General features: G+C 54.1%; 15 protein-coding genes. 10 read left to right on the plus strand and 5 right to left on the minus strand.

Features of this window, described 5'->3' with window-relative positions; all coding sequences use genetic code 11:
- Positions 1-12: 12 nt before the first annotated feature.
- The 5 genes from rpmA to SBL51_RS20805 all read left to right on the plus strand — a co-directional run bounded on the left by rpmA (position 13) and on the right by SBL51_RS20805 (position 4,178).
- Positions 13-273 carry a 50S ribosomal protein L27 gene (gene rpmA / locus SBL51_RS20785; RefSeq protein WP_317933080.1) on the plus strand — a complete coding sequence of 87 codons (261 nt, stop codon included), beginning with the start codon at positions 13-15 and terminating at the stop codon, positions 271-273.
- 146 nt (positions 274-419) lie between these two features.
- Entirely contained in the window at positions 420-1,616 is a 1,197-nt protein-coding gene (gene cgtA / locus SBL51_RS20790; RefSeq protein ID WP_317933081.1) for an Obg family GTPase CgtA, read from the plus strand.
- Between the two features lie 36 nt (positions 1,617-1,652).
- Entirely contained in the window at positions 1,653-2,774 is a 1,122-nt protein-coding gene (gene proB, locus SBL51_RS20795) for a glutamate 5-kinase (RefSeq protein ID WP_317933082.1), read from the plus strand.
- 52 nt (positions 2,775-2,826) lie between these two features.
- Entirely contained in the window at positions 2,827-3,882 is a 1,056-nt protein-coding gene (locus tag SBL51_RS20800) for a histidinol-phosphate transaminase (protein ID WP_317933083.1), read from the plus strand.
- Between the two features lie 17 nt (positions 3,883-3,899).
- Entirely contained in the window at positions 3,900-4,178 is a 279-nt protein-coding gene (locus SBL51_RS20805) for a hypothetical protein (RefSeq protein WP_317933084.1), read from the plus strand.
- A 48-nt stretch (positions 4,179-4,226) separates the two neighbouring features.
- Here SBL51_RS20805 and SBL51_RS20810 read toward each other — a convergent pair whose 3' ends face one another.
- Complete coding sequence (locus SBL51_RS20810; protein ID WP_317933085.1) at positions 4,227-5,102, minus strand: fructosamine kinase family protein; 876 nt, start codon at positions 5,100-5,102, stop codon at positions 4,227-4,229.
- 283 nt (positions 5,103-5,385) lie between these two features.
- On the opposite strand from SBL51_RS20810, the gene SBL51_RS20815 reads away from it, so the two are divergent.
- Positions 5,386-6,957: a PAS domain-containing methyl-accepting chemotaxis protein gene (locus tag SBL51_RS20815; RefSeq protein WP_317933086.1), complete on the plus strand. Its 1,572-nt coding sequence runs from the start codon at positions 5,386-5,388 to the stop codon at positions 6,955-6,957.
- Between the two features lie 408 nt (positions 6,958-7,365).
- Positions 7,366-8,259 carry a hypothetical protein gene (locus SBL51_RS20820; protein ID WP_317933087.1) on the plus strand — a complete coding sequence of 298 codons (894 nt, stop codon included), beginning with the start codon at positions 7,366-7,368 and terminating at the stop codon, positions 8,257-8,259.
- A 117-nt stretch (positions 8,260-8,376) separates the two neighbouring features.
- Here the strand turns inward: SBL51_RS20820 and ylqF are convergent, their stop codons facing one another.
- Positions 8,377-9,327, minus strand: a complete 951-nt coding sequence (gene ylqF / locus SBL51_RS20825; protein WP_317933088.1) for a ribosome biogenesis GTPase YlqF — start codon at positions 9,325-9,327, stop codon at positions 8,377-8,379.
- 312 nt (positions 9,328-9,639) lie between these two features.
- On the opposite strand from ylqF, the gene SBL51_RS20830 reads away from it, so the two are divergent.
- A complete protein-coding gene (locus SBL51_RS20830) occupies positions 9,640-10,176 on the plus strand; it encodes a rhomboid family intramembrane serine protease (RefSeq protein ID WP_317933089.1) in 537 nt (178 codons plus the stop codon).
- A 348-nt stretch (positions 10,177-10,524) separates the two neighbouring features.
- Here SBL51_RS20830 and SBL51_RS20835 read toward each other — a convergent pair whose 3' ends face one another.
- Positions 10,525-14,721 carry an Ig-like domain-containing protein gene (locus SBL51_RS20835; RefSeq protein ID WP_317933090.1) on the minus strand — a complete coding sequence of 1,399 codons (4,197 nt, stop codon included), beginning with the start codon at positions 14,719-14,721 and terminating at the stop codon, positions 10,525-10,527.
- Positions 14,722-16,453: 1,732 nt separating this feature from the next.
- On the minus strand, positions 16,454-20,647 hold the full coding sequence (locus SBL51_RS20840) for an Ig-like domain-containing protein (RefSeq protein WP_317933091.1): 4,194 nt from the start codon (positions 20,645-20,647) through the stop codon (positions 16,454-16,456).
- A gap of 660 nt (positions 20,648-21,307) precedes the next feature.
- Between SBL51_RS20840 and SBL51_RS20845 the strand changes: the two genes are divergently transcribed.
- On the plus strand, positions 21,308-22,600 hold the full coding sequence (locus tag SBL51_RS20845; RefSeq protein ID WP_317933093.1) for an alkaline phosphatase: 1,293 nt from the start codon (positions 21,308-21,310) through the stop codon (positions 22,598-22,600).
- A 122-nt stretch (positions 22,601-22,722) separates the two neighbouring features.
- Here SBL51_RS20845 and SBL51_RS20850 read toward each other — a convergent pair whose 3' ends face one another.
- Complete coding sequence (locus SBL51_RS20850; protein WP_317933094.1) at positions 22,723-23,520, minus strand: crotonase/enoyl-CoA hydratase family protein; 798 nt, start codon at positions 23,518-23,520, stop codon at positions 22,723-22,725.
- A 139-nt stretch (positions 23,521-23,659) separates the two neighbouring features.
- On the opposite strand from SBL51_RS20850, the gene SBL51_RS20855 reads away from it, so the two are divergent.
- Positions 23,660-24,511, plus strand: a complete 852-nt coding sequence (locus SBL51_RS20855) for a sulfite exporter TauE/SafE family protein (RefSeq protein WP_317933095.1) — start codon at positions 23,660-23,662, stop codon at positions 24,509-24,511.
- Positions 24,512-24,542: the final 31 nt, after the last annotated feature.

Below are 24,542 nucleotides of genomic sequence, written 5' to 3' on the forward strand. Positions count from 1 at the left end.
GGTTAAAGTCACATGGCTCACAAAAAAGCAGGTGGTAGTACGCGCAACGGGCGCGATTCCGAAAGTAAACGCCTTGGTGTTAAGCGCTTCGGTGGTCAAGAGGTTTTAGCCGGTAGCATTCTGGTTCGCCAGCGCGGTACCAAGTTCCATCCGGGAGTGAACGTTGGTGTGGGTAAAGACCATACCCTGTTCGCTAAAGCCGATGGCAAAGTGAAGTTTGAAGTTAAGGGCCCAAATAACCGCAAATTCGTCAGTATTGAAACTGTTCAATAGTAACGACCGGCGGTAGATCGGCCCCGATGGGGCCAGGCCAAGAAACCCCATCATCACTGATGGGGTTTTTTTGTTTCTGTGCCCAGGCTTGTGTAGCATCAAGTTCCAGTCACCAAGCACCAATCCCAGCTGCTGGGAGGATCACCATGAAATTTGTTGATGAAGCGCCAATTTTTGTCCGTGCCGGCGACGGCGGTAACGGCTGTCTTAGTTTTCGCCGGGAAAAGTTTATTGCCAAGGGCGGCCCGGATGGCGGCGACGGTGGTGATGGCGGCAGCGTATTCCTGGAGGCCGATATCAACCTCAATACTCTGGTCGATTACCGCTACCAGACCAAGTATCGGGCGGAGAGCGGCCAGTCCGGCCGCTCCAAAGATTGTCGCGGTGCCAAAGGTGATGATCTAGTGCTTAAGGTGCCTGTCGGCACCTCGGTTTTGGATGTCGATACCCTGGAGCAGCTGGGTGACTTAACGGAAGATGGTCAGCGGCTGAAGGTGGCGCAAGGTGGCTTCCACGGCCTGGGTAACACCCGTTTTAAATCCAGTGTCAATCGGGCACCCCGCCAGACGACCCCAGGCAGTGAGGGTGAAGCGCGAAATTTGAAGCTGGAGTTAAAGGTGCTGGCCGACGTTGGCCTGCTGGGCCTGCCCAATGCCGGTAAGTCGACCCTGATTCGCGCTATCTCTGCGGCCAAACCCAAGGTGGCCAACTACCCCTTTACCACCCTGGTGCCCAACTTGGGCGTGGTAAAAGTGCATGCACACCGCAGTTTTGTGGTGGCCGATATTCCTGGCATTATCAGCGGCGCCTCGGAAGGGGCTGGCCTGGGCATTCGATTTTTAAAGCATCTGACCCGCTGCCGAATTCTGTTACACCTGGTCGATGCCTGCCCGGTTGATGGCAGTGACCCCATCGACAACATCCGAGTCATCAACGAAGAGTTGGCCCGTTTCAGTACCACTCTGGCCGGCCGTTCCCAGTGGCTGGTGCTCAACAAAACCGATTTGCTGACTGAAGAGCAGAAGCAGGAGTTGTTGGCCCGGGTCACTGACGAATTGCAGTGGGCCGGCCCGGTAGTGGCCATCGCCGCCATCAACAGTAGTGGTACCCAGGCTTTGTGCCAGAAACTTCTGCAAACGCTCGAAGAGTTGTGGCTGCAGGAGCGCGAAGATCCGGAAGCGCTTGAACGGGAACAGCAGCTGCAGCAGCAGATGCAGAACGAGGCGCGCGAGAAGATCGATGCCCTGCGGGCCAAGCGCCGGGCTGAGCGCAAGGATGGGCAGGATGATGACGACGATGATGATTGGGATGATGGCGATGTCGAAGTTGTCTACGCGCCTTAACTGCGCCTCCTCCCTTGGTTGATTGGAAGCCTGAGCATGTCGCTTCGCAGTACGCTCGCCAGCAAACAGCGCTGGGTCATTAAGATCGGCAGTGCCCTGCTGACCGACAACGGTCGCCAGCTCGACAGCGCCGCCATTGCCGGCTGGGTTGGCCAGATGGCTGCCATCGCGGCACAGGGTAAAGAGGTGATTTTGGTCTCCTCCGGTGCCGTCGCCGCTGGTATGAGCCGGCTCGGTTGGCGCCAGCGCCCAACCCGTATTCATGAGCTGCAGGCCGCCGCCGCCGTCGGCCAGATGGGGCTGGTGCAAACCTATCAAGAGCTCTTTCAAACCTTTGCCCTGCACACCGCCCAGGTGCTGCTCGACCATGACGACCTCTCCAACCGCGAGCGCTACATCAACGCCCGCTCTACTCTCAATACCCTGCTGGAGCTGGGTGTGGTGCCGGTGGTGAACGAGAACGATACCGTGGTCACTGATGAGATCCGCTTTGGCGACAACGACAGCCTGGCCGCCTTGGTGGCCAATCTGGTCGACGCCGATATGCTGGTGATTCTCACCGACCAGGATGGCATGTACACCGCCGACCCGCGCAAAGATCCCAGCGCCGAGTTGATCAGTGAAACCAAAGCCGGGGCGCCCGAGCTGGAGGCGATGGCCGGTGATGGCGGTGCCCTGGGCCGCGGCGGCATGATCACCAAGGTGCGCGCGGCCCGGCTTGCGGCGCGTTCCGGCACCCACACCCTGGTGGTGGGCGGTCGTATTGAGCAGGTGCTCAGCCGCCTGGTGGCTGGCGATGCCTTAGGCACTCTGTTTGTCGCCGATCAACAGCCGCAGCAGGCCAGAAAGCAGTGGTTGGCGGGGCAGTTACAGAACCGCGGCAGTGTCACTCTGGATGCCGGCGCGGTCGCCGTATTGCAGCGCCAGGGCAAAAGCCTGCTGGCGGTGGGGGTGAAAGCCGTTGCCGGGCAATTCAAGCGCGGTGATATGGTGCTCTGCCTGGATGAGAGTGGCCGGGAGGTGGCGCGTGGTCTGATCAACTACAGTGCCCGCGAAGTCGCCAAAATCAAGGGCTTGCCCACAGAATCCATTGAGCAGGTGCTCGGCTACAAAGACGAGGATGAGCTCATTCACCGTGACAATCTGGTTGTTCACTAGGTCGCCCCGGTAGTCCGTCGAGAGTGCGGTAACGAGTTAAAAGAGAGAGATCGTGAAGATTTTTAAGCCCTATTTGCAAGCGCTGGCCGCCTATAAGCCGCCCCTCGAAGGCCGCGACCCGGCCCGCTTCGAGTTGTTGGATTTCAACGAACGCACGATTCCGGTGGGTGAGCACATCAAGCAGGCGTTGATTGACTATATCAACAGTGATCGCCTGCAGATGTACCCCTCCTACGGCGATATCTGTACGCAGCTGGCGGGCTATTGTGGCGTGCAAGAGAGCCAGGTGATGATCACCAACGGCTCCGACCACGGTATCGAGTTGATCTTTCGCGGCCTCGGCGGCGTGGGCGACCAGGCTATTATTCCCGGTCCAACCTTTGCTATCTATTCCCAGGTGGCCAAGGTGGAAGGGATGACGATTGTCGCCCCGGAGTACACCAAAGCCGGGGGCTACCCGTTGGCTGCGGTGTTGGCGGCCATTACCGACAACACCAAAACGATTGTGGCGGCCAACCCCAATAACCCGTGCGGGACTCCCATCAGTAACGAGCAGATCGCCACCTTGGCGGAGGCTGCACCGCAGGCGGGCATTTTGGTGGATGAGTGTTACTTCGAGTACACCCGTGCCAGTGCCAAAGAGTTGTTGGACCGCTACCCCAACATCTTTATTACCCGGACCTTCTCCAAAACCTGGGGGCTGCCCTCCCTGCGTTTTGGTTATATTCTGACGGCTGCGGAGAATATCGAGGTGTTATTGGCCATGCGTGGCCCATACGACATCAACCAACTGGCGGTGGTGGCGGCCAAAGCGGCGTTAGCCAATCCGGAGTATGTTGAGCGTTACATCGATGAGGTAATGGGCTCTAGCAAGCCTGCCGTCGAGGCCTTTCTGGATAAGCTGGGCATCGACTACTGGCCGACTGTGGCCAACTACGTGTTGATGTTTCCGGCCGACCCGGACGGCCTCTACGAAACTTTGATGCAGGCTGGAATTTTGGTACGGCCACGCGTCGACAACCAGGGGCGTAAAGGATTGCGGGTGACCTTTGGCACGCGGGCACAGACCGATAAACTCCTGGCTGTGATGACCGAATATTTTCACTGAGGCGGCAACGCACAAGTATGTACATTTTTTCTGTTACCGCCAAATCCAAAAAGGATATTGAGGGTTTTGCGGCCGGTGCTGAAGCGCCATTCATTGTTTACATCGATTTTAAAGATCTGATCGGTGCCGAGCAGTTAGCCCGCCTGTTTGTGATGAAAGAGGGTTTCTACGACGTGGTTATTGAGAAGCGCAAACACCTGCCGGAAGGTAAAGTGATGCAGCTGAAGCGCAAAGATGCCCAAATTCAGGAGGCGTTAAAAACCGGTTACGCTATTCAGCTGTTCGATGAGCACTGAGTAGCCCGGTTAATCGGTGCGCTTGCCGCCGTCGAGTTGCGATTGGCGTTAGGCGAAGCGACCGAGTATTTCCCGTACGGAGCTGTAGTAGCTCGGACCAAACAGATAAAGGTGGTTGAGCAGGTGGTAGAGGTTGTAGATACTCACGCGTGAGCGCCAGCTGGTGTCGATACCGGCCACCTGCTCGTAGGCGGAATAGAAGCGGTCGTCAAAACCACCAAATAGCTGTGTCATTGCCAGCTCCGCCTCCGCCCAACCGTGGTAGCAGGCCGGGTCAATCAACACCGGGCCTCGCTCGCCAAACAGCACATTGCCCGACCACAAATCCCCGTGAATTAACACCGCCGCTTGCTTGGGCAGAAGTTCTGGCAAGCGTTGGCAGAGCGATGCCAGATCACTCATATCGTTATCGTTTAGCAATCCCGTATCGTAGTTGAGCCGGCCTTGGTAAGTTAGTCGGTGTTCGGCAAAAAACTCTATGCCATCGCTCGTGGCTGTATTGATTTGCCGGGTGGTGCCGCAAAAGTTGTCTTCGACAAAACCAAAATTGGCTTTCGGTCGGCGGTGAATTTCTGCCAGCCCTTGGCCGAGTGCCTGCCAGTTTGCCGAGCTTGCCGGCCGGGTTGTTATCCAGGGCAGAATCAGCCAGTTTTCACCTACAGCCAGTGGCGTGAGTACTTGCAACTGTGAGCGCTTCTGGCTCTGTTCCAACTCCGTGGCGAGGGCGAGCAGTCCCAGCGCTTCGGCCTGGCACTGCTCAGTTGCCAGTGGTGTGTAGTAGCTCTTAACAAGCAGGGGTGGTTGCTGTTTACCTTCTATCCGCAATAGCGTCTGTCCTTCACTGCCTCCCAAACTGACTTGCCGAAAATCTCCGAGCCAATGCTCGTTCAACCACGCCTGCCAAGTTCCGCCTGATCTCGTCACTTGCACCAGAGTTACTCCTCTCAGTAATCAAACAACGACAGCGAAATGGGTAAACCAAAAGCCATCGCTGCCGATAGCGTTATTTACTCACAGTGATAGAGCGCAGGCCTTATACCAAAGTCGTAGGTCAGGCCGGAAATGTTGCTGCTATTGATAACAAAGTCAGTGAGAAACAACAGTTTAGTCTATGCTTTTTCACAATTAATAGAGTTATCCATGCGGGTAACCGAGTGTGAATTTAATTTTTTCTCGGTTGGCCGAGGGAGCGGAGAGGCTTGAAGTAATGAGAAAAATGGGTCCTGTCACCCAGAAAGAGGTGATGTTTGGTAAAGATGAGCAGTTGGTCTCATCGACTACCACCAAAGGTGTGATCACCTTTTGTAATGATACTTTTAGCCGTATCGCGGGCTTTTCAGCCGAAGAGCTGCAGGGGCAGGCACACAATATTGTGCGACACCCGGATATGCCGGCGGCGGCCTTTGCCAAGATGTGGCAGGATTTGAAATCTGGCCACCACTGGATGGGGTTGGTAAAAAACCGCTGTAAAAATGGTGACCACTATTGGGTGGATGCCTATGTGACGCCGCTGCGTGAGCGCGGTGAGATAACCGGTTATGAATCTGTGCGTGTGGCACCCACACGGGAGCAGGTGGAGCGCGCCGAGCAGGCCTATGCCCGTATTAACCAAGGCAAAAATCCGGTGCCTACCGCAGAGCGACTCTGGTCTCAATATCATGCGCCGCTACTCACCCTGTTTATGGTGCTGTTGCCAGCTCTGGCCGGTCTCTGGCTGCTGGATAAATGGTCTCCGGTAACGGCACTGATTACTGCGCTGATCAGTGCCGTGGTGAGCCTGGCGGTGGTTACCATTGCGATGGCCGGTACCCGCCAACTGCTGCGTGAATCGCGCGAGATTATTCACGACCCGCTGGCGGCCTACCTCTACTCCGGCCGCTGCGATGCCGAGGGTGAAATTCTCTTTGCGCAAATGGCCACCAAAGCCCGGTTGCGAACGGCGTTGAGCCGCTTTAATGAGTCCTCCCGCTTTCTGGTGCACAAATCTTCCAATGCTCGCCAGCATGTGCAGGATGCCCTGGGCGGTATGTCGGCCCAGCAGCGGGAGTCGATGCAGGTAGCTGAATCCATGGATCAGATGGCGCAGGCGGTGCAAGAGGTGGCCACCGGCGTTACTCAAACCAGTGATGCCACAGTGGAAGCGCTCAACCGCGTGAAGTCGGGTGAGTCGGTAATCGTGGCCGCGAACTGTGAAATCAATGAGCTGAGCAGCACGGTGGCGGCATTGGGTGAAGTGCTTTCCAATCTCTCTGGCGGCAGTGAGAAGATCGCCAGTGTTATCGATGTGATTCGCGGCATAGCTGATCAGACTAACCTGTTGGCGTTGAATGCGGCCATCGAAGCGGCGCGCGCCGGTGAGCAGGGGCGGGGCTTCTCCGTGGTGGCCGATGAGGTTCGCTCGCTGGCCCAGCGTACTCAGGAGTCGACCCAGGACATCCAAAAAATTATCGAGGAGTTGGGGGCGGCGACCTTGCAGGCGGTTAAGAATATGGACACCTGTCGCGACCGCAGCCAGCGCAGTGTTGAAAGCATCGACGAGGTGAATCAGGCGTTGTCGGCGATTACCCAGTCTGTCTCCAGCATTGAGCGCATGTCGCAGCAGATTGCGGCCGCTGCCGAAGAGCAGTCCAGTGTTGCGGTAGAGGTTAACAACAACACGCAAAACATCTCCCAAATTGCCAGGACCAACGAAATGAAGGCGAGTGAGGCGGCAGACCTCAGCGCCGAAATGTATCGCTTGGCCGAAGACCAGCTGCGTTTGATCGAGCGTTTCCGTTAATTATCACTAGTTCGCAGCGGGCAGAGCCACCGCCTGCTGCGAATCCGCCTTTTCTGTTTGCCTTCATCGGTTGTTCTTGCCTTGTTGGATGTCTCTTTCAGCCCTCTGCTGGCCCGCGATTAGCCTGCCTTTTTCCCGTAATTTATTATCGGCAACTTAACAACGAATGGCTGTTATAACGGCGAATGCATTATGGCTTAAGGTTATTTGTATTTTTGTTTTTAAAACCAGACATATTAAAAGGGCTTACCTAATTATTTTCGCATAAGGGAAACCAGTATTTATAACCTGTGATATGTTTAACAAATCGGGTAACGGCATCCATTTACAGTACCTTGTCGAGAGGCTCTCTGGCTCGGCAGTAAGCGAGCGCCAGATTGTTGAACATATCACTTGGAGGAGCTAATCATGCGCGGCGGCTTATGGATCTGTTTGGTTCTTGCTGGCCTGTTACAGGCGTGCGCAGTCAAGGTTCCCATTGAGTCCTACAGCGAGCGATTGGTGGAAAAGCCCGTTCATCGCGCGCACAGTAAAGTGGTTATCTTTATTCCCGAGCAGATCGCCAGTGAATCGTTTAGCCAGCATGGCTTGTTGGCTGTGGGTGCTCTGCTCGATTGGCAAATGGCGGCCGGGGATGCCATTGCCGACTCCTCTAAAAACTTCTTTGAAAACTATTTCGCCAACGTCGAGGTGCGCGAGAAAAGTTACGTGCGCGGCGAATGTACCGACTGTGCCCTGGCGGTGAAGCCCATTATCGACGAGGTCTCGATTAATAAGCTGACCATGCAGGCTACCGTTAAAATGACCTTCAGTATCTACGACAGCGATGGTGCCGAGATCCTGCATCTGCCGATTACCGGCCGCTCTAAATTCCTCACCCTGGAGCGCTTGGGGGTGGGCATTGCCACCGCCAGTTTGCCAGTGCCCGGGATAAGCAGCCTGGCCGGCAACCATGTGTTGGCCGGCTCTGTGGAAGATGCCTTTGACGATGCCTTCTGGCGCCTGCATTTGAAGATGAAAGACTACACCGAGACCGGAGCGCTGGCGCGTAACTGGCTGCCGAAAGAGTTGCGCAGAAAGAGTGAGTACGGTCGTTATGAATTCGCCGCGGAACGCACCATTAAGGCAGCCGGCTGCCAACTGCCCCAGGATGGCTTGCGCTTGATTGAGAGTGGCATTGAAGAGCTGTATGAGGCTTACTGTTGGCGGCAGGAGCCGTTTATGGTGAGCTGCAACGGTTCCCAGTGCAGTTTGGTCTACCCAGAGCCGCAGGCGGACAATGTCGGCTTTGCGTTGGAGTAGCGTCTTTTTTTGTTAACTGCTCTCCTTAAACTGCCGGCTTTTTTCAGCAGCGAAACTCTCCCTAAGCTGAATCGCTCCCCTAGCAGGAAAACTTCCCCTCTGTAGAGATGCGCCCCATCAGTGGCGCAAACCACTTTTGCGCTTGGCCTTTTCCGCCAGTTTGGCCTGCTTGATCGCCTCTTTCTCCGCCTGCTGCTGGGCGACCACAACCAGCTCCCGCTCAATCATCTCGGGCGTTTCGAGCGTAATTGCCCCCAGCTCACCACTGCGATAATCGTGAATTACCAGCTCCGCAGCCTTGTGGAAATTCACTCGCCCACCACTGGCCTTGGCGCCTCGGCGACGACCAACGGCCTCGAGCAGGGCAATATCGGCGTCGTGGTCGGCCGTGAGATCGGGAATTGCCACCTGGTAGCGTTTTGTTAATGCCTCCGGATGGTGTTGAGCGAGAAAGCGCAGGGCGAAGAGGGCGATATCTTCGTATTCAATGGCGGTGTCGCGAATGGCGCCGGTGATGGCCAGCCGATAGCCGCTGTTGTCGTTTTCGAACTTGGGCCAGAGGATGCCGGGGGTATCGTTGAGGACAATATCATCGCTCAGGTGCACCTGCTGTTGGGCTTTGGTTACAGCCGGCTCATTGCCCACCTTGGCGGCGTTGCGGCCGCTTAAGTAGTTGATGAGCGTCGACTTGCCGACATTGGGTATGCCGACAATCAGGGCTTGGATTTTACGGGTGTGGCCGACCTTGGACGCCACCAGTTTGCGAATTAATTCCGGCAGCTGTTTGATGCGCCCGGGCTCTTTGGTGGTAATGGCCAGGGAGGGGGTGCCTTTTTGCTCAAGCCAATACTTTTGCCAGGCTTCGGTGGTGGCTGGGTCGGCCAGGTCTGATTTGCTGAGCAGCTTGATGCAAGGCTTTTGACTTCTCAGTTCGGCGATAGCGGGGTTTTCACTGCTGTGGGGGATTCGGGCATCGACCATTTCAATGATGATGTCCATATTGGGCAGCACTTCCAGCATCTGCTTGCGTGCTTTATGCATATGGCCGGGGTACCAATTGATCGCCATAAACTCGGTGCTCCTGGAGATTGCGGGGGAGAGGCTGTCGGGTGTTCTTTCGAGCCCGCTATTGCGAATGTGCGGTTGCGAGAGTCATCGACAGTGCCCGGAGGCGCTAATCGGCAATCATAGCACTGTTGGCCCCAGACCGTGGAGGCGAGGCCGGCTGCTAGCGGCCGGCAGAGTAGCCTTGCTCAACATTGCTAAAGCCGGCTAGCGGTTGCCCGCGACGGCAACAACTGCCTATACTCACCGGCCATGAGCTCAAGTCCATTTTTAAAAAAACAGTTGCCGTGGGTGAGCCTGTGTGTGGCCGCCTTGATGTCACTGATTTACCTGCTGGTGCCATTCGGTAGCCCGCTTTTCGACTCGCTCAGTTTGCGTCAGTCAGAACCGTTTCAGGTAATCACCTGGCTGACCGGAAATCTTAGTCATAGCGATGGCAATCATCTGTTCTGGAATTTGGCGGCGCTTCTGTTGCTCGGTTTTTTTATTGAACAGGAGAGTCGCTGGTTAATGCTGTGTGCGCTGTTGGTTGGTTTTGTGGCGATCGATATTTGGTTCTTTATTCAAACCCGGTTTCAGCAGTATGTGGGTTTGTCGGGAGCGTTGAATACGATTCTGGTGTGCGCCCTCTATACGCTGCGCAAACCCGGCCACTGGCTGCGTGGCAATGAAATTTTGTGGTTGGTGCTTCTACTGGCGTTTGCCAAGAATGGTTATGAGTATGCAACCCATAGCGCGTTGTTTAGCAACACTCGTTGGCCAACCACGCCGAGTTTTCATATCGTGGGTATGTTGGCCGGCTGTGGCTTGGTGTGCCTATGGTGGAGGTTGCGGTTTGGCAAAGAAAATTAACGGGCAGCGGGTAAATTTGGGCTGCCCAGTGAATCGTTCTGAGCGGCTGCCGGACCAGCCACACAGTCAGCAATGATAGATGTCTGGTTGGTGCAAAATAACCGCTTGGTTGATGCCTGGGTTATGGGCGCTATGACGTCGCTACGAAAAAGCGGTATTGATTGCTGGCTGGGGTGGCTTTTCCCAGTGGTGCTCTTTTAAGGGTGCTCGGTGAGTGCTGCCCTTATCTATTTTCGACTGCTACATTTGGCTGCTCGGCAGAAACAAAAAAGGCGCTGAAGTGATCCAGCGCCCAGTCGAGCCCGAAGGGTTTCCCTACCCCTCTTATATTCCTGTGCAAATCTTCCCTTACAGTGTGGTATCTACCGTCTCTTGCTGGGTGGTACCCGTTGCGGTAGTGGTTGAGTCTACAGTTTCTACAGCCGTGGTACCCGTCGCGGTCGTGCTGGAGGTGGTGCTCAGGGTGGTCAAGCTGCCGCTGAAGCTATCGCCTAAGGTAACCACTGCATCATCGGCCGGGGCACTGCTGCGATCCAACTGCTGCAGGTAGGCCAGCAGGTTGGATTTTTCAGCGGCTGAGGCTTGTTGATAGCTGCTGTGTGCTTTTGCCAAGGCTGCGCTTTCAGCGGTACTCACGGTGATATCGTCAATGACCACACTATCGTTGTTATCCCCTGAGCGGATAGTGACACGGATCTGGTTGCGTCCTTCGTCGAGGTCGACATCAAAGATCGCTTCCTCAAAGGCGACGGTTTCACCGTCTACGCTGGGCATGGAGACCAGATCGCGTTGGTACTTGCGGCGGTTGATGTCGATAACCATTTTGCTACCGGCGGGGGCGGCACCATAACGTACGCGTACGCTACCACTGTGGGCAATGCTATCAACGTTCATCTGCATGAAGCCTTTCACTGGCAATTGCACAGCCGATCCAGAGCGCATGTAGGAGAACTCGCCAGCGGTGATTACCTCTGCACCTTTGCGTAGAATTTGATCTTCCGTTTGATAGACATCACCACCTACGATGGAGAAGACCTCTTCCAAAGTTTTGGCGCTGCCATCGTGCAGGTAGGGCGCGGTGGCAAACAGGCCAAGCAGTGAGGGGGTTTTGATACCGGGTAGATCGCCACCGAGGCGGTGACCGGAGTAGCTGCGAAGAGTGCCGACGTCGTGGGCAACACCGTCGGTAAAGGCTTCGCCACGGTGACAACCGTCACAACCCAGGTCGCCAAACACCATCTGACCTTTCAGTGCTTCCGGAGTCATTTCACCGATGCTGTCACGGTAAGGGCTCTTCGGCAGTGAAGCTTGGCCGAGGCTGGAGACAAACGCGGCCAGATCGTCGAGGTTTTCACTGTAGCCAGCCTTGCCTGCACCCAGTGGGTCGGAGGTGGCTGCGAAGTCTGCGTCAGCCATCAAGCCGCGGCCCAGGAAGCGTAGGCGCATGTCGTTCTCGAAGTCATGGATCTCATCGAAGTTGCCAGACCAGTGCACGTTACCGAAGCGGGTGCCGGAGCGGCCAATCATGGCGATGTCGTTGCGTAGACCTTCACCGCGGCCGGTAAAGTCGTAGACACGACCGTCGTCACCGCCATCCATATGGCAGGTGGCGCAACTCAGGTAACCCTCGGCACTGGTGCGGGCCAGCAGCTCACCCTCTTCTTCTTTGCCGAAGATGGCATCGTAGAATATCTGCTTGCCGCGCAGTTCTTCTGGCGAGAGAAGTTCGTTCTGTACGGTAGTGGCCTGTACGATTTCTGGATTGACAACTTTACCCAGCAGGAAGCTGCTCATATCAACGGTTGATAGAGTACGGTCGGTGTAGTTCTTAACAAACAGGTGTTCTGTTGCACTGTCGAACAACAAACCCTGAGGTGCCAGACCGGTGGCGATTTTACTCACGATGCCGGTGAATGCGCCTGAGTTTTGATCGAGGCCGACCACGGCGACTTGGTTGTCACCCTGCAGGCTGACCAGCAGGTAGAGTCCATTACTGGACAGCGCTACAGCAGAGGGCGAGTCGGCGTTGTCGAAGTCCATTCGCTCTTCGCGGATTTCGGAGCTGGTTGCCAGGTCGATTTTGCCTGCGAAGGTACGTACGGTGTTGTCATCGTCGATATCGGCATTGCCGTTCAACAAGCCACGGTCGGTGTTATCTTTCTTACCAACCACATAGGCGTATGCGTCGTTGGCATCAATCACAATGCCTGAGACATAGTTGGGGACACCTCGGCCCTGATCGATATCATCGGGCACCATGTTTTTATCCAAGCGAATGGTGTGCGATAACGTCATCGAATTGGTAGCGATCTCGTAGACTTCGCCCCAATGTTCAGGGGAGATAAACCGAGTCACTAACAGTTTGTCGCCGGTTTCGGTCAAGGCCATTGATTTCGGAGTTGTCAGCCCGCTAACTTCACCGACTATAGAACGGCTTGCTGCGTCGATTTTTAACACCTTGCCGGCGTTATAGAGCGCAACATACAGGGTGTCTCTTTCCCGGTTGGAGACCACTCCGGTGGGGGCGCTGCCATAAGGCAGTTGGATGGTATCAAGCACCTCGCCAGTGTTACTCATAATAACGAGCGCATCGTCATCTTTGAGTGCTACCCAGGCGCGGTTGGATCCATCAACGGCAACCCCACGTGGATTGTTGCCGACTGGGTATTCTGCTTTCAATACGCCGGTGCTGGAACTCACCTTACTGAGGGTGTTGTTGTCGGGGTTGACTACCCAAACCATGGCGCCACTTTTGGTGAGTGCCACTGAACTGCTCGCCAAGCTGGATTCTGCGATATTCAATGTTTCGGAAACCAGAATATTGGCTACTGAAGTTACCAATGCTCCTTTGCTGTCACGGACCTGAACGTTAATGTCGTAATTACCTGTGACATCATAGCTAAAGCTGGCGCTGCTGGAGCTTGACCATGCGCTGTAATCCTCGCCATCGGCACGACGAAAACGATACTCAAGCAGATCGCCGTCAGCATCGGCTGCGGAGACGGAGATCGATACGGGTTCGCCGAGGAAGGCGTTGGCCGACGGTGAAACCTGTACCGAATTGATTGTTGGTGCGCTGTTGGTGGCCTGGGCGATAGTAGAACCGGTTGAGAATCGGAAAGTGTAAGGCAGCATCTTGTTGTGCACGGCATCTTCGATGCCTTCAAGATGTACCTCATAAGTGGTATTGGGTTTGAAGTCATTCAGTGGCGCAACCGTCATTAACCCGGTGTGGGTCAACACATAGTCAACCGTAACTTCAGCGCCGCCCACTTCGGTAACGGTGAGGGTATCGCCCGGAATAATGGTGGTGGCGTGCAGAGTTTCGGGAATCATAATGCTGATCGGTGCACCCACCGGGTAGTTGGTTTGATCAGCTTTGGGGATATGGTAGGAGACATAGGGCGGGCGAGTGTCGGGCTCGGCCTGATGGCCCCAAATGCTCAAACCACCGGGTTTAATCCCCTGGTTTTCCAACAGGTAGTTGTGGCCGCCACCGGCCAGCATCAGGTTGCCAATTGGACGGCTGTACTGACTGGTTTCAGCACCGTATTTTTGCTCGTCAAATTGCAAGGCAACTTCGCAGGTCTCGACATTGATTTTTAACTGTTCAGCGAAAGCGTACTCATCCTGGAAGTTGACGTACATTGGGTTGTCAACACCGCTACTGCTCAAGCCAGAGGCGGGATCGTTGAACAGCACTTCACAGTGTAGTTTCAGGTTGGTTGGATCCGAGAAATCAACCACCTGTATGCCAGGGTTATCCAGGCGTCGGGCGAAGACCATGTAGTGGCCAGTGACCTCATACCAATAGCCACCCAGGCCATATTGCAGTGGCTCGCCGGAGCGATCTTTCAGCGTTGGGTGTCCAGCCGGTAACTTTAATACGTCCAACAGCACGGGGTTGTGTGGGTCGCTGATGTCGTAAGCGGCGGCGCCGGAGAACGATTGATCTGATCCGTACAGCAGTATATTGCCGACAATGGTTGGGAAACCGATAACCCCGGTCAAGCCCAGGTGGTCCCACTCAGCCATCACTTCATCTTTGTAGAAGAGCTGGGCATTGCCCGACACATCATCGTAGCTCCACCAGTGCTTGGCGGCCCAGGGGTAGTTGCCGGCGGCTTTACCATAGTTGGTGGTTGTATAAGCTGACCAATTGACTTTACTCAGGCTGCCGTCCTCATTCAGGCGGATGGCATTCTCTGAGGTTCGCCCGCCACCAATGTAAACCTCGTTGAGTCGTTTGTAGGTACCGTGGGCGAGAACCGGGTGTGCGGTTTCGCCAAAGGTGGCGACTGTGACTGGATTTTTCGGGTCGGAGATATCGACCGCGCGTACCAGGTAGTCGGCCCCATCGGGAGAAGAGGGCTTTTCGGGAATGCCGATTATGTAATCACCCAACACCTCAATTACTGTTAAGCGTCCTAGCTCGGGAATTGACTTACTGATCATGACGCCAGGCTCCGCTGGGTCGTTGGGGAAATCTGCCTGAGTCAGGCCCGGTAGACATGCTAGTAATGCAAAGGTCGTTCGGTAATTCATATAACGTCCTTTAACAGGCTTTGCCTGATAAAACTGATAGTTGCTAAAAAAGGTTTGAAGTCACTCGAACCTTAGAATAGCAGTTGGGTAAGACTAAAAATTAATTAAATAGTCAAAGCGTTAGATGTATCTCTGATAAAAAGATAAGTGTTTAACATTATGAAAAAATTGTGGAGGAGAGGTGGCGCTTGGAGCTTTTTTCCTAGTTATTCAGTGGTTTAGCTTATGAAGAACTGATTTCTAAATGAAATTCTAATTACGTTGTGAAAATATTTTTTGTTGTTGATTGGGTTGATTTTATTATCGGGTTAGTGGGTTTTTATTTGTTTTTTCTGTGAAGTAATTCGTTTTGAGTTGGCATTTTTTGTGTGATTTATTTTTTATTTTATGTGTGATCTAGCACATTTGTTTTGTGTTTGTGTTTGTGTTTGTGTTTGTGTTTGTGTTTGTGTTTGTGTTTGTGTTTGTGTTTGTGTTTGTGTTTGTGTTTGGTTTTAGTTATGACATCAAGATATTTTTTACAGAGGTTTTCGTTATGTGATCAGGTTGGCGGAGTTTGTGTGAGTTGATTTTAACTGCTTGGTTGGTTGTTTTTATTTGTTAGTGGCACATAGTCGGTGTGTAGCTTGGGCATAGAGGTATGTGCATTTTGGGTCAAGTGGCTTTATGTCTTGTTTTCTTTGTGTGGTTATTTTCTGGCTGCATCAGCACGGTATTCTGATTGATTCGTTGCGCTGTGGTTGATTGTTGTATAAACATCTACCATGTTGTGATGGCGGCATCCGCTCAGTAAATATCCTCAGAAGTATTTGGTTTATGAGTGTTGTGGTGGGTTTCTGCAATGGCTTGTGTGGACTATTTTATTGCTTGTTGGTGGTTGGGGTTATTTGTCAATTGGTAATTGGTATTAAAGATTTCCATTAATATTTCCTTGTTCTCTGTGTGGTTTGGGTTGCTCTTTTGTTGGTAACTGCATCTTGAAAAGAAGTTCATCATTGGAGGTTCGGGTTTTTAACTTTGCGAACTCTCAGTTGTCGTTGTTCAGCTTTCACTGGAAAATGTTGAGTGTGCTGTTTATTGGTATTTAGCTATTCAGTGTTGGTGTCTGCTGTGTAAATTTTTTGTTTCGGTTATTCCTGTTTTTTCGAATATAGAGTTTTTGGCTGCAGACTCTGTATGTTGCCAATGTTTCGTGTCGACTGTCACCGACAAGAGAATTACTTGATGCTGCTGCTTGATTTGGTGGAGCTCAGCATGGCTGATAAATAATGTAAGCTCTCTTTGTGGGCGCAAGTTGTGTGAAGTTGCTGGTGTAATTGAATTTGCTATTAAGCCAGTACTGGCGACGCGGTCTGTATCCGTTGTTGTAAATAGTTATCCGTGGGGTTGCCGTAAAATTCGGTGATAGATTCTATGCTCTCGCAGTCGTTATACAGGTCTGCTTCCTGGTCGTTTAATTTTGAGTCTGTGTCGGCGTGATTATTCTGTTGGGCGGTAAATGTTTCGTTAGAGGCGTAAGTGCAAAGTAGGTGGGTCGAGGCTATTTACTCTGGTAGATAATGGTTGCAACTTGCTAATCGATTCTGCACTGGGGCAGGTTAAACGGGTTGCGGGTGTTGCGGGTGTTGCGGGTGTTGCGGGTGTTGCGGGTGTTGCGGGTGTATTAATCGTCGTGATAACAGGCAAAAAAAAGCCCTATCTAACGATAGGGCTTTTTCAATTAAACCTGCGTTCAGGCTTTTCTATTTCGGCGTCTGGCGGCGACCGCAGTCAGTGCCATCAACAGTAACCAGAATGGACCGTTAGCACCAGAACCGCCATCTTCGCTGGCAGAGAGACTGCCGCCGTCAATGGTCTCTTCCTGAGTAGGTTCTACAGAAGTGCCTGGGTTATCGGTAGTTTCATTGTTGGTGCCACCACCAGTGCCACCACCAGTGCCACCAGTACCGGTGCCGCTACCATCGGACGCGCCGAGAACAATCTCTTCATCATCTGCTGGAGCACTGGCTTTGTCGATTTGTAACAGGTAGGCCATCAGGTTCTCTTTATCGCTCGCGGACGCGCTTTGGAAAACAGTATGGGCGCTACCTGTATCAGCCGTAGCGGCAGTGCTGACGGTGATGTCATCAATGGCGACAGTTTGACCGGCGTCAGAGGGGGTGATGCTGACACTAATAGTGTTGTTGCCGTCAGCCAAGGCTACGGTGAATACAGCTTCGGTAAAGGAGACGTTCTCCCCGTCGACTGTTGGCAGAACCTGCAGTGGGCGGGTGTAAGCGGTACCGTTGACTGTAACGGTCATATCGGTGGCAAACGCTACCGAACCGTAGCGTACTCGTACAGCGCCATTGTGCGCGGTGGCGCTGGTGGTGACCGAAACACTGCCGCCTTCGGACAACATTACGCCAGAGCCATGTCGCAGGTAGGAGAATTCTCCAGTATCGATAATTGTGGCTCCGCTTAGAGAGGCCTCTTCAGCTTGGAATACTTCACCGCCAAGAATGGCGAAAACAGCATCGAGAGTTTCGGCACTGCCATCGTGCAGGTAAGGAGCGGATTCGAATACACCAAGTAGCGATGGTGTGGAGATGCCATCCAGCTCGCCACCCAGACGGTGACCGGAGTATTCGCGCATTGTACCGACATCATGACGGATTCCATCGGTGAAGGCTTTACCACGGTGACAGCTGTCGCAACCGAGATCGATGAAGACCTGTTGGCCCTGCAGGGCGGCTGAGGTTAATTCACCAATGCTGTCACGGTATGGGCTGCGTGGTAGAGATTCTTTGCCCAGGCTGCTGACATAAGCGGCGAGAGCATCCAAGTCTTCACTGTAACCGGCTTTTACCGGACCTTGAGGGTCTGAGGAGGCTTCGAAGTCCGCATCGGTCATCAGGCCGCGGCCTAAAAAGCGCAGGCGGATATCGTTTTCGAAGTCCTGAATTTCATCGAAGTTGCCGGACCAGTGGACATTACCAAAACGGGTGCCGGAGCGTCCTTTGAGGGCGATATTATTACGCAAACCCTCACCGCGACCGGTGAAGTCGTAGACTCGACCATCCTGGCCACCATCAATATGGCAGGTGGCACAGCTCAGGTAGCCTTCGGCACTGGTTCTGGCAAGTACTTCGCCCTCTTCGTCCAAACCGTATACGGAGTTGAAAAAGAGTTGCTTGCCTTTGAGTACCTGGGCAGAGAGCTTCTCGCTGCTGACGGTAACGGTTTTGTTAATCGTGGGGTTAACAATGTTGCCGGAGAGGAATGCACTCATGTCGACGGTGCTGACACTGCGTTCGGTATAGTTTTTCACAAACAACTGCTCGGTGGCGGAATCAAACAGCAGGCCGCGTGGTGCTAAGCCCGCAGTGATTTTACTAACGACGCCGCCGAGTGTGCCGTTGCTTGGGTCACGACTGAATACCGCTATTTGATTATTACCCTGCAGGGCGGCAAAGACATAGAGGCCATTGCTGGCGATTGCCAGCGCGGAGGGCGAGTCGGCGTTGTCGAAATCAAGACGCTCCGAGCGGTTTTCGGTGTTGCCGGCCAGATTAATCTGGGCGATAAAGGTTCGCACGGTATTGTCATCGTCGATATCGGCGTTGCCATTTAACAGCCCGCGACCAACATTGTCCTTTTTGCCAACCACATAAGCGAACTGATCATTGGCATCAATAATGATGCTGGAGAGATAGTTCGGTACTCCGCGGCCCTGGTCGATGTCATCCGGTACCATGTTCTTATCAAGACGTATGGTGCTGGCCAGGGTCATGTTGTTGGTATTGATTGCGTACACTTCACCCCAGTTTTGTGGCGAAATGAATCGAGTGGCCAGTAATTTATCACTGGCATCGGTCAGTGCTAGGGCGTAGGGGGTGGTCAAACCATCGATCTCACCGATTTGAGTCCGTGTGGCAACATCAAATTTCAACACCTTGCCGGAGTTGTAGAGGGCCACATACATCACGCTTCGCTCACGATCGGTAACGATACCGGTGGGGCCACTGCCGTAGGGAAGGTTGATTGTATCCACACGATTGCCGGGACGGTCGAGAATGGCAATGGCGTCTTCATCGCGCAGGGTAATCCAGGCTAGATTGCCTGCGTCGACGGCGACACTGAACGGATTTGCGCCAACGCTGAACTCCGACTGCAGATTATGCGTGCTGGTAGAAACTCGGCTGACAGTATCGTTATCGGGGTTAACCACCCAGGTAAATGAGCCGCCGGTGGCAAGGGCCATAGGGCCGCTGGCCAGGCTGGGTTCGTCCGGATAGAGCACATCGGTAACCACAACATTCTCAACTTCGGTAACCAAGGCGCCATTACTATCGCGTACCTGTACATTAATTCGATAGGTACCGGTCTCTGAATAGCTCATCACGGAGCTGTTGGAGGAGGACCATTCGCCATACTCATCGCCTTCGGAAGCCCGGAAGCGGTATTCCATGGCGTCACCCTCGGGGTCAGTAGCATTAACGGTGACGGTTACACTCTCATCCACCAGCAGTGTGGAGCCTGGTGCGATGGCGACAGATTGAATGGTGGGTGGGCTCTGCTCAACTGAGCTGCCAGTGGAAAAACGGAAAGAGTAGGGCAGCATCTTGTTGTGCACGGCATCTTCAATGCCTTCAAGATGTACCTCATAAGTGGTATTGGGCTTGAAGTCATTCAGTGGTGCAACGGTCATTAAACCCGCGTGGGTCAACACGTAGTCAACCGTAACTTCAGCACCGCCCACTTCGGTAACGGTGAGGGTATCGCCCGGAATAATGGTGGTGGCGTGCAGAGTTTCGGGAATCATAATGCTGATCGGGGCGCCCACCGGGTAGTTGGTTTGATCAGCTTTGGGGATGTGGTAAGAGACGTAAGGTGGGCGTGTGTCGGGCTCGGCCTGATGGCCCCAAATGCTCAAACCACCTGATTTAATCCCTTGGTTTTCCAGCAAATAGTTATGGCCGCCACCGGCCAGCATCAGGTTGCCAATTGGGCGGCTGTACTGACTGGTTTCAGCACCGTATTTTTGCTCGTCAAATTGCAGGGCAACTTCGCAGGTCTCGACATTGATTTTTAACTGTTCGGCGAAAGCGTACTCATCCTGGAAGTTGACGTACATTGGGTTGTCAACACCGCTACTGCTCAAGCCAGAGGCGGGATCGTTGAACAGCACTTCACAGTGTAGTTTCAGGTTGGTTGGATCCGAGAAATCAACCACCTGTATGCCGGGGTTATCCAGGCGTCGGGCAAAGACCATGTAGTGGCCAGTGACCTCATACCAATAGCCACCCAGGCCATATTGCAATGGCTCGCCGGTGCGGCTGTCTTTTAATGTTGGGTGTCCGGCCGGTAGCTTTAATACGTCCAACAGCACAGGGTTGTGCGGGTCGCTGATGTCGTAAGCGGCGGCGCCGGAGAACGATTGATCTGATCCGTACAGCAGTATATTGCCGACAATGGTTGGGAAACCGATAACCCCGGTCAAGCCCAGGTGGTCCCACTCAGCCATCACTTCATCTTTGTAGAAGAGCTGGGCATTGCCCGACACATCATCGTAGCTCCACCAGTGCTTGGCGGCCCAGGGGTAGTTGCCGGCGGCCTTACCATAGTTGGTGGTTGTATAAGCTGACCAATTGACTTTACTCAGGCTGCCGTCCTCATTCAGGCGGATGGCATTGTCTGAGGTTCGCCCGCCACCAATGTAAACCTCGTTGAGTCGTTTGTAGGTGCCGTGGGCGAGAACCGGGTGTGCGGTTTCACCAAAGGTGGCGACTGTAACTGGATTTTTCGGGTCGGAGATATCGACCGCGCGTACCAGGTAGTCGGCACCATCGGGAGAAGAGGGCTTTTCGGGGATACCAATAATGTAGTCACCCAGTACTTCTATTACTGTGAGGCGTCCAAGCTCGGGGATTGATTTGCTGATCATGACCCCAGGTTCCACGGGGTCATTGGGAAAATCTGCGTAGATGTTGGTGGATGCCAACGCTAACGCACTTGCGATCGGGGTTATCAAACGTTTCATATATGGGCTCAGACTGAAAAAAAATGATAAGAATCAGGCTTGGTCTGGGAAATTCAGAATTTGCACACAAAGTATACCATTGGCCAAGTGGTGAAATTTTTTGGAGCCGGGACCAATTTTAAAATGTGTTAACTGTTCCGCTAACTTTGTTCACCAAATAGAACTTGTAATTATTTAAAGGCTCACAAGTGTGATTGGGTCAACAGAAGCTGTGTGAAATCAAGCCGTTCTGGCGGGATGAATAACTGTTAAGTAACAGTAAAGATCACTTTTGGGAGCGGTCGTTGAACAACCTGCGCTCAAAAATTAACTGTGGGTAATCATCCCTGTTTGTGTTAAAGACTCCCTGTCCTATGTAATCGCGTATTGCGATAGGTGAATTTTTGTACAGATGATCGAGTGGGTAACTGGTTTAACATCGCGTCTTGTTTAATACGTTGTTTGTAACAAATTGAAGCGATGCTTGAGACCTTTTCTGGGTGAATTCGTCTTCTGTTGGCGCAAAGAATTTAACTTTTGAGTAGTCTGTCACGTTTTATTGTGGGATGTAGGTGAGATAGAAATATGATTCGGATAATCGGTGCTTTTTTACTGTTTGTTACCCCTTGGGTGTTTGCTGCGGAGCAACCCAAAAATATCATTATGGTGATTGGCGATGGCATGGGGCCCGTCTACACCTCTGGCTACCGTTATTACGCCGATGACCCGGCCACGCCCGTGGTGGAGACCACTATCTTCGACGAGCTTCTGGTTGGCCTGGCCAGTACCTACCCGGCGCCTGAGTCGGGTGTGGTCACTGATTCCGCCGCCGGCGCCACGGCGCTCTCTAGCGGAGTGAAAAGCTACAACGGCGCTATTGGTGTGGACGTCAATCGCAAACCACTGCCCACCGTGCTGGAGCTGGCCAAGCAGCGCGGTATGAAGACGGGAATTGCGGTCACCTCCCAGATCAACCACGCCACTCCCGCTGCTTACATGGCTCACAACGAGAGTCGCAACAACTACAACGAGATTGCCGACAGCTACTTTGACGATCGCTTAAACGGTCACTTTAAAGCGGACGTCATGCTGGGCGGTGGTTGGGCTTACTTTATCCGCCCCGGCCGCAATCTGGTGGCGGAGTTTCAGGAGGCGGGTTTCCAATATGTCGACTCCATGGCGGCGTTGACCAGCGCGCCAGTGGGTAAACCGCTATTGGGCCTGTTTGCCGACAAAGGGCTGCCCTGGGCGCTCGATTACCCAGACCATCAACGCCTGCCACTGCTGGCTAAAACCGCCGTTAAGCATCTGCAAGGTGATCAGGGTTTCTTCCTGTTGATAGAAGCCAGCCAGGTGGATTGGGGTGGTCATGCCAACGATGTGGCCGCGGCCATGGGGGAGATGGACGATATGGCCATTACTCTTGAGTGGCTGAAACAGTTTGTTGATGCTGATGGCGAGACGCTGCTGGTGGTTACCGCCGACCACAGCACCGGCGGTATCAGTCTGGGCAGTAGCGGCAAATATGAGTGGCATCCGGAGGTGATCCGCAAGCTTGAGCAGTCCCCCACGAAAATCGCCGAACAGCTGCTGGCCTTGCCCATGGGTAAGCGTGCTGCTTTGCTTAAAGTGCAGCTGGGTGCGGAGCTTAATGCTGAAGAGGCGACGGCGCTGGCCGGCCTTACCGATGCCCGCAGTGCTGAAGGTCTGGTGAAGAAGTTGATTGATCGACTAACCAATACCGGTTGGACCACTGGTGGTCACACGGCGGTGGATGTTCCGGTGATGGCCTACGGCATGGGCGCGGAGCAGTTTCGCGGTCACCAGGACAACACCGAAATTGCCAAGAAGGTGATTGCGCTGCTGCCCGAGAAGTAGTGGCCGGGCGGCAGCTGGTTAGCGGCCAGGTAATCCCAGTTCACTGTTGGGTTACTTGGCGCCCCCCAGTAATTTTCCCACCTCTATATAGCTGCTCTCCCCGAGCCAGCTGCGAACTCTGATTATTGCGGGTCGGCAAACACTGGTGGTCGTTTGGCCATCTTGGCGGCTACCGCTTCGCGATGGTTGGTCGAGCGCAACAGCGCGGCCATGGCTTCGGATTCGGCCAGTAAACCCGCTGCCAGCGCTCCTTGATTGAGCAGGGCCTTCCCCGCCCGCAACGCATCGGGGCTTTTGTGCAGCAGCTGCTCGGCGTAGGCTCGGGCGGCGGCGATGGGCTCGGGCGCCAGCCGGGTCGCCAGGCCCAGGCTCACCGCTTCGCTGCCGGAGATCATCCGGCCGCTAAAGACCAAATCGCGCAGTTGATCGGTACGCACCAACGGAGGTGCCAGCTGCGTCAGCCCCATATCGGGAATCAGTCCCCACTCAATCTCCATAATCGAGAGCTTGGCATCGGCCTGCACCAAGCGCAGGTCGGCGCCCAGGGCAATCTGCAGTCCGCCGCCCAAACAGTGGCCCTGGATTGCGGCGATCACCGGTACCGGTAGGGTTCGCCAACCGACAGCTGCCTGTTGGTAGCGGTTGCAGTCGCCGTGGCTGCGGGTCAACAGGTCGGCGATGGCGCTTGGGTTGGCGAACAGGCTGACATCCAGGCCGGCGCAAAAGCTGGGGCCGGCACCGCACAGGATTACCGCGCGCAGCTGCTTATCGTCGTGCAGCTGTGCAACTACCTGGCAGAGTTCGTCGAAGGTGGCGGCATCCAGGGCGTTAAATTTGTCCGGTCGGTTGAGCTTTACCTCGACAATGCCTGTTGCGGTACGGCTCAACTGCAGGCGCTCGAAACGATACGGTTCTGTCACGGGGTCATCCTTTTATTGTTATTGGCGGGTTCGTGCGTGAGTGTGGCTCGCTTGCGCAATCGGCTTTGTAACCCAATCGCTTCCCAATTTAAAGCACACCGTATTCTCTGCGTCGCTGACGGTCACAATGGTGTAGAGTGTGCGCCAATTTGAATGGCCGATGGTTAGCAGTGGAGAGGTAGCGGTGATCAGTGGCGAAGTGATAGTGATGTTGGTTTTGTTGGGCGCCTTTGTGGGGGTGGCGGCAGGTCTGTTTGGAATCGGTGGCGGTGGTATTTTTGTACCGGCGCTGAGTGCGCTCTTTTTAAACCTCGGTTTTCCCACCGAGGAGATTATGCACATGGCTCTGGGTACCTCCATGGCCACCATTATTGCCACCTCTACTGCCAGTGCCTGGGCGCACCACAAACGGGGTGGGGTCATCTGGCCAAGCTGGCGTGCCATGACGCCTGGGGTGTTTGTGGGGACCTTCCTAGCTACCTTTCTTGTAGCGCAACTGAATGCGCACGCTCTGGCCGTCTTTTTCGCCCTGTTTATGAGTTTGGTGGCTTGGCAGATGTGGTTTCCGTTACGTGTACAGAGCAGTAGTGAACCGGGGCGGCTGGAGCTGGCTACCGCAGGCGGCGTGATTGGCGCGATTTCGGCGCTGGTCTCCATTGGCGGCGGTTCACTAACGGTACCCTACCTGCATTGGCGCAACCATAAGCTGACCGATGCTATCGGAACCTCGGCGGCCCTGGGTTTGCCGATTGCCATCACCGGTAGCCTTGGCTACCTGGTTAATGGCTGGCAACACACTCAGCTCGCCAGTGGTCAGCTAGGCTTTATCTATCTGCCGGCGGTGGTGGTGCTCACTGTGGCCAGTGTGCTCACCGCTCCCCTGGGGGTGCGCCTGGCTCACTGGTTGCCAGTGCCTATTTTGAAAAAATTATTTGGCCTGCTGATAGTGGTGATCAGTGTGCGCATGATTTGGCAGGTGTGGCAGGCCTGATTGTTCGGCGGCAGATTGCCGGGTGAGAACA

This window comes from Halioxenophilus sp. WMMB6, from assembly GCF_033283405.1.
Classification (GTDB): Bacteria; Pseudomonadota; Gammaproteobacteria; order Pseudomonadales; family Cellvibrionaceae; genus Halioxenophilus.

Excerpts from the sequence above, each read along its gene's own strand:
- SBL51_RS20805 (WP_317933084.1), top strand. The coding sequence starts at position 3,900 with ATGTACATTTTTTCTGTTACCGCCAAATCCAAAAAGGATATTGAGGGT.
- ylqF (WP_317933088.1), bottom strand. The coding sequence starts at position 9,327 with ATGGCGATCAATTGGTACCCCGGCCATATGCATAAAGCACGCAAGCAG.
- cgtA (WP_317933081.1), top strand. The coding sequence starts at position 420 with ATGAAATTTGTTGATGAAGCGCCAATTTTTGTCCGTGCCGGCGACGGC.
- SBL51_RS20845 (WP_317933093.1), top strand. The coding sequence starts at position 21,308 with ATGATTCGGATAATCGGTGCTTTTTTACTGTTTGTTACCCCTTGGGTG.
- rpmA (WP_317933080.1), top strand. The coding sequence starts at position 13 with ATGGCTCACAAAAAAGCAGGTGGTAGTACGCGCAACGGGCGCGATTCC.
- SBL51_RS20830 (WP_317933089.1), top strand. The coding sequence starts at position 9,640 with ATGTCACTGATTTACCTGCTGGTGCCATTCGGTAGCCCGCTTTTCGAC.
- SBL51_RS20840 (WP_317933091.1), bottom strand. The coding sequence starts at position 20,647 with ATGATCAGCAAATCAATCCCCGAGCTTGGACGCCTCACAGTAATAGAA.
- SBL51_RS20815 (WP_317933086.1), top strand. The coding sequence starts at position 5,386 with ATGAGAAAAATGGGTCCTGTCACCCAGAAAGAGGTGATGTTTGGTAAA.
- SBL51_RS20835 (WP_317933090.1), bottom strand. The coding sequence starts at position 14,721 with ATGAATTACCGAACGACCTTTGCATTACTAGCATGTCTACCGGGCCTG.
- SBL51_RS20820 (WP_317933087.1), top strand. The coding sequence starts at position 7,366 with ATGCGCGGCGGCTTATGGATCTGTTTGGTTCTTGCTGGCCTGTTACAG.
- proB (WP_317933082.1), top strand. The coding sequence starts at position 1,653 with ATGTCGCTTCGCAGTACGCTCGCCAGCAAACAGCGCTGGGTCATTAAG.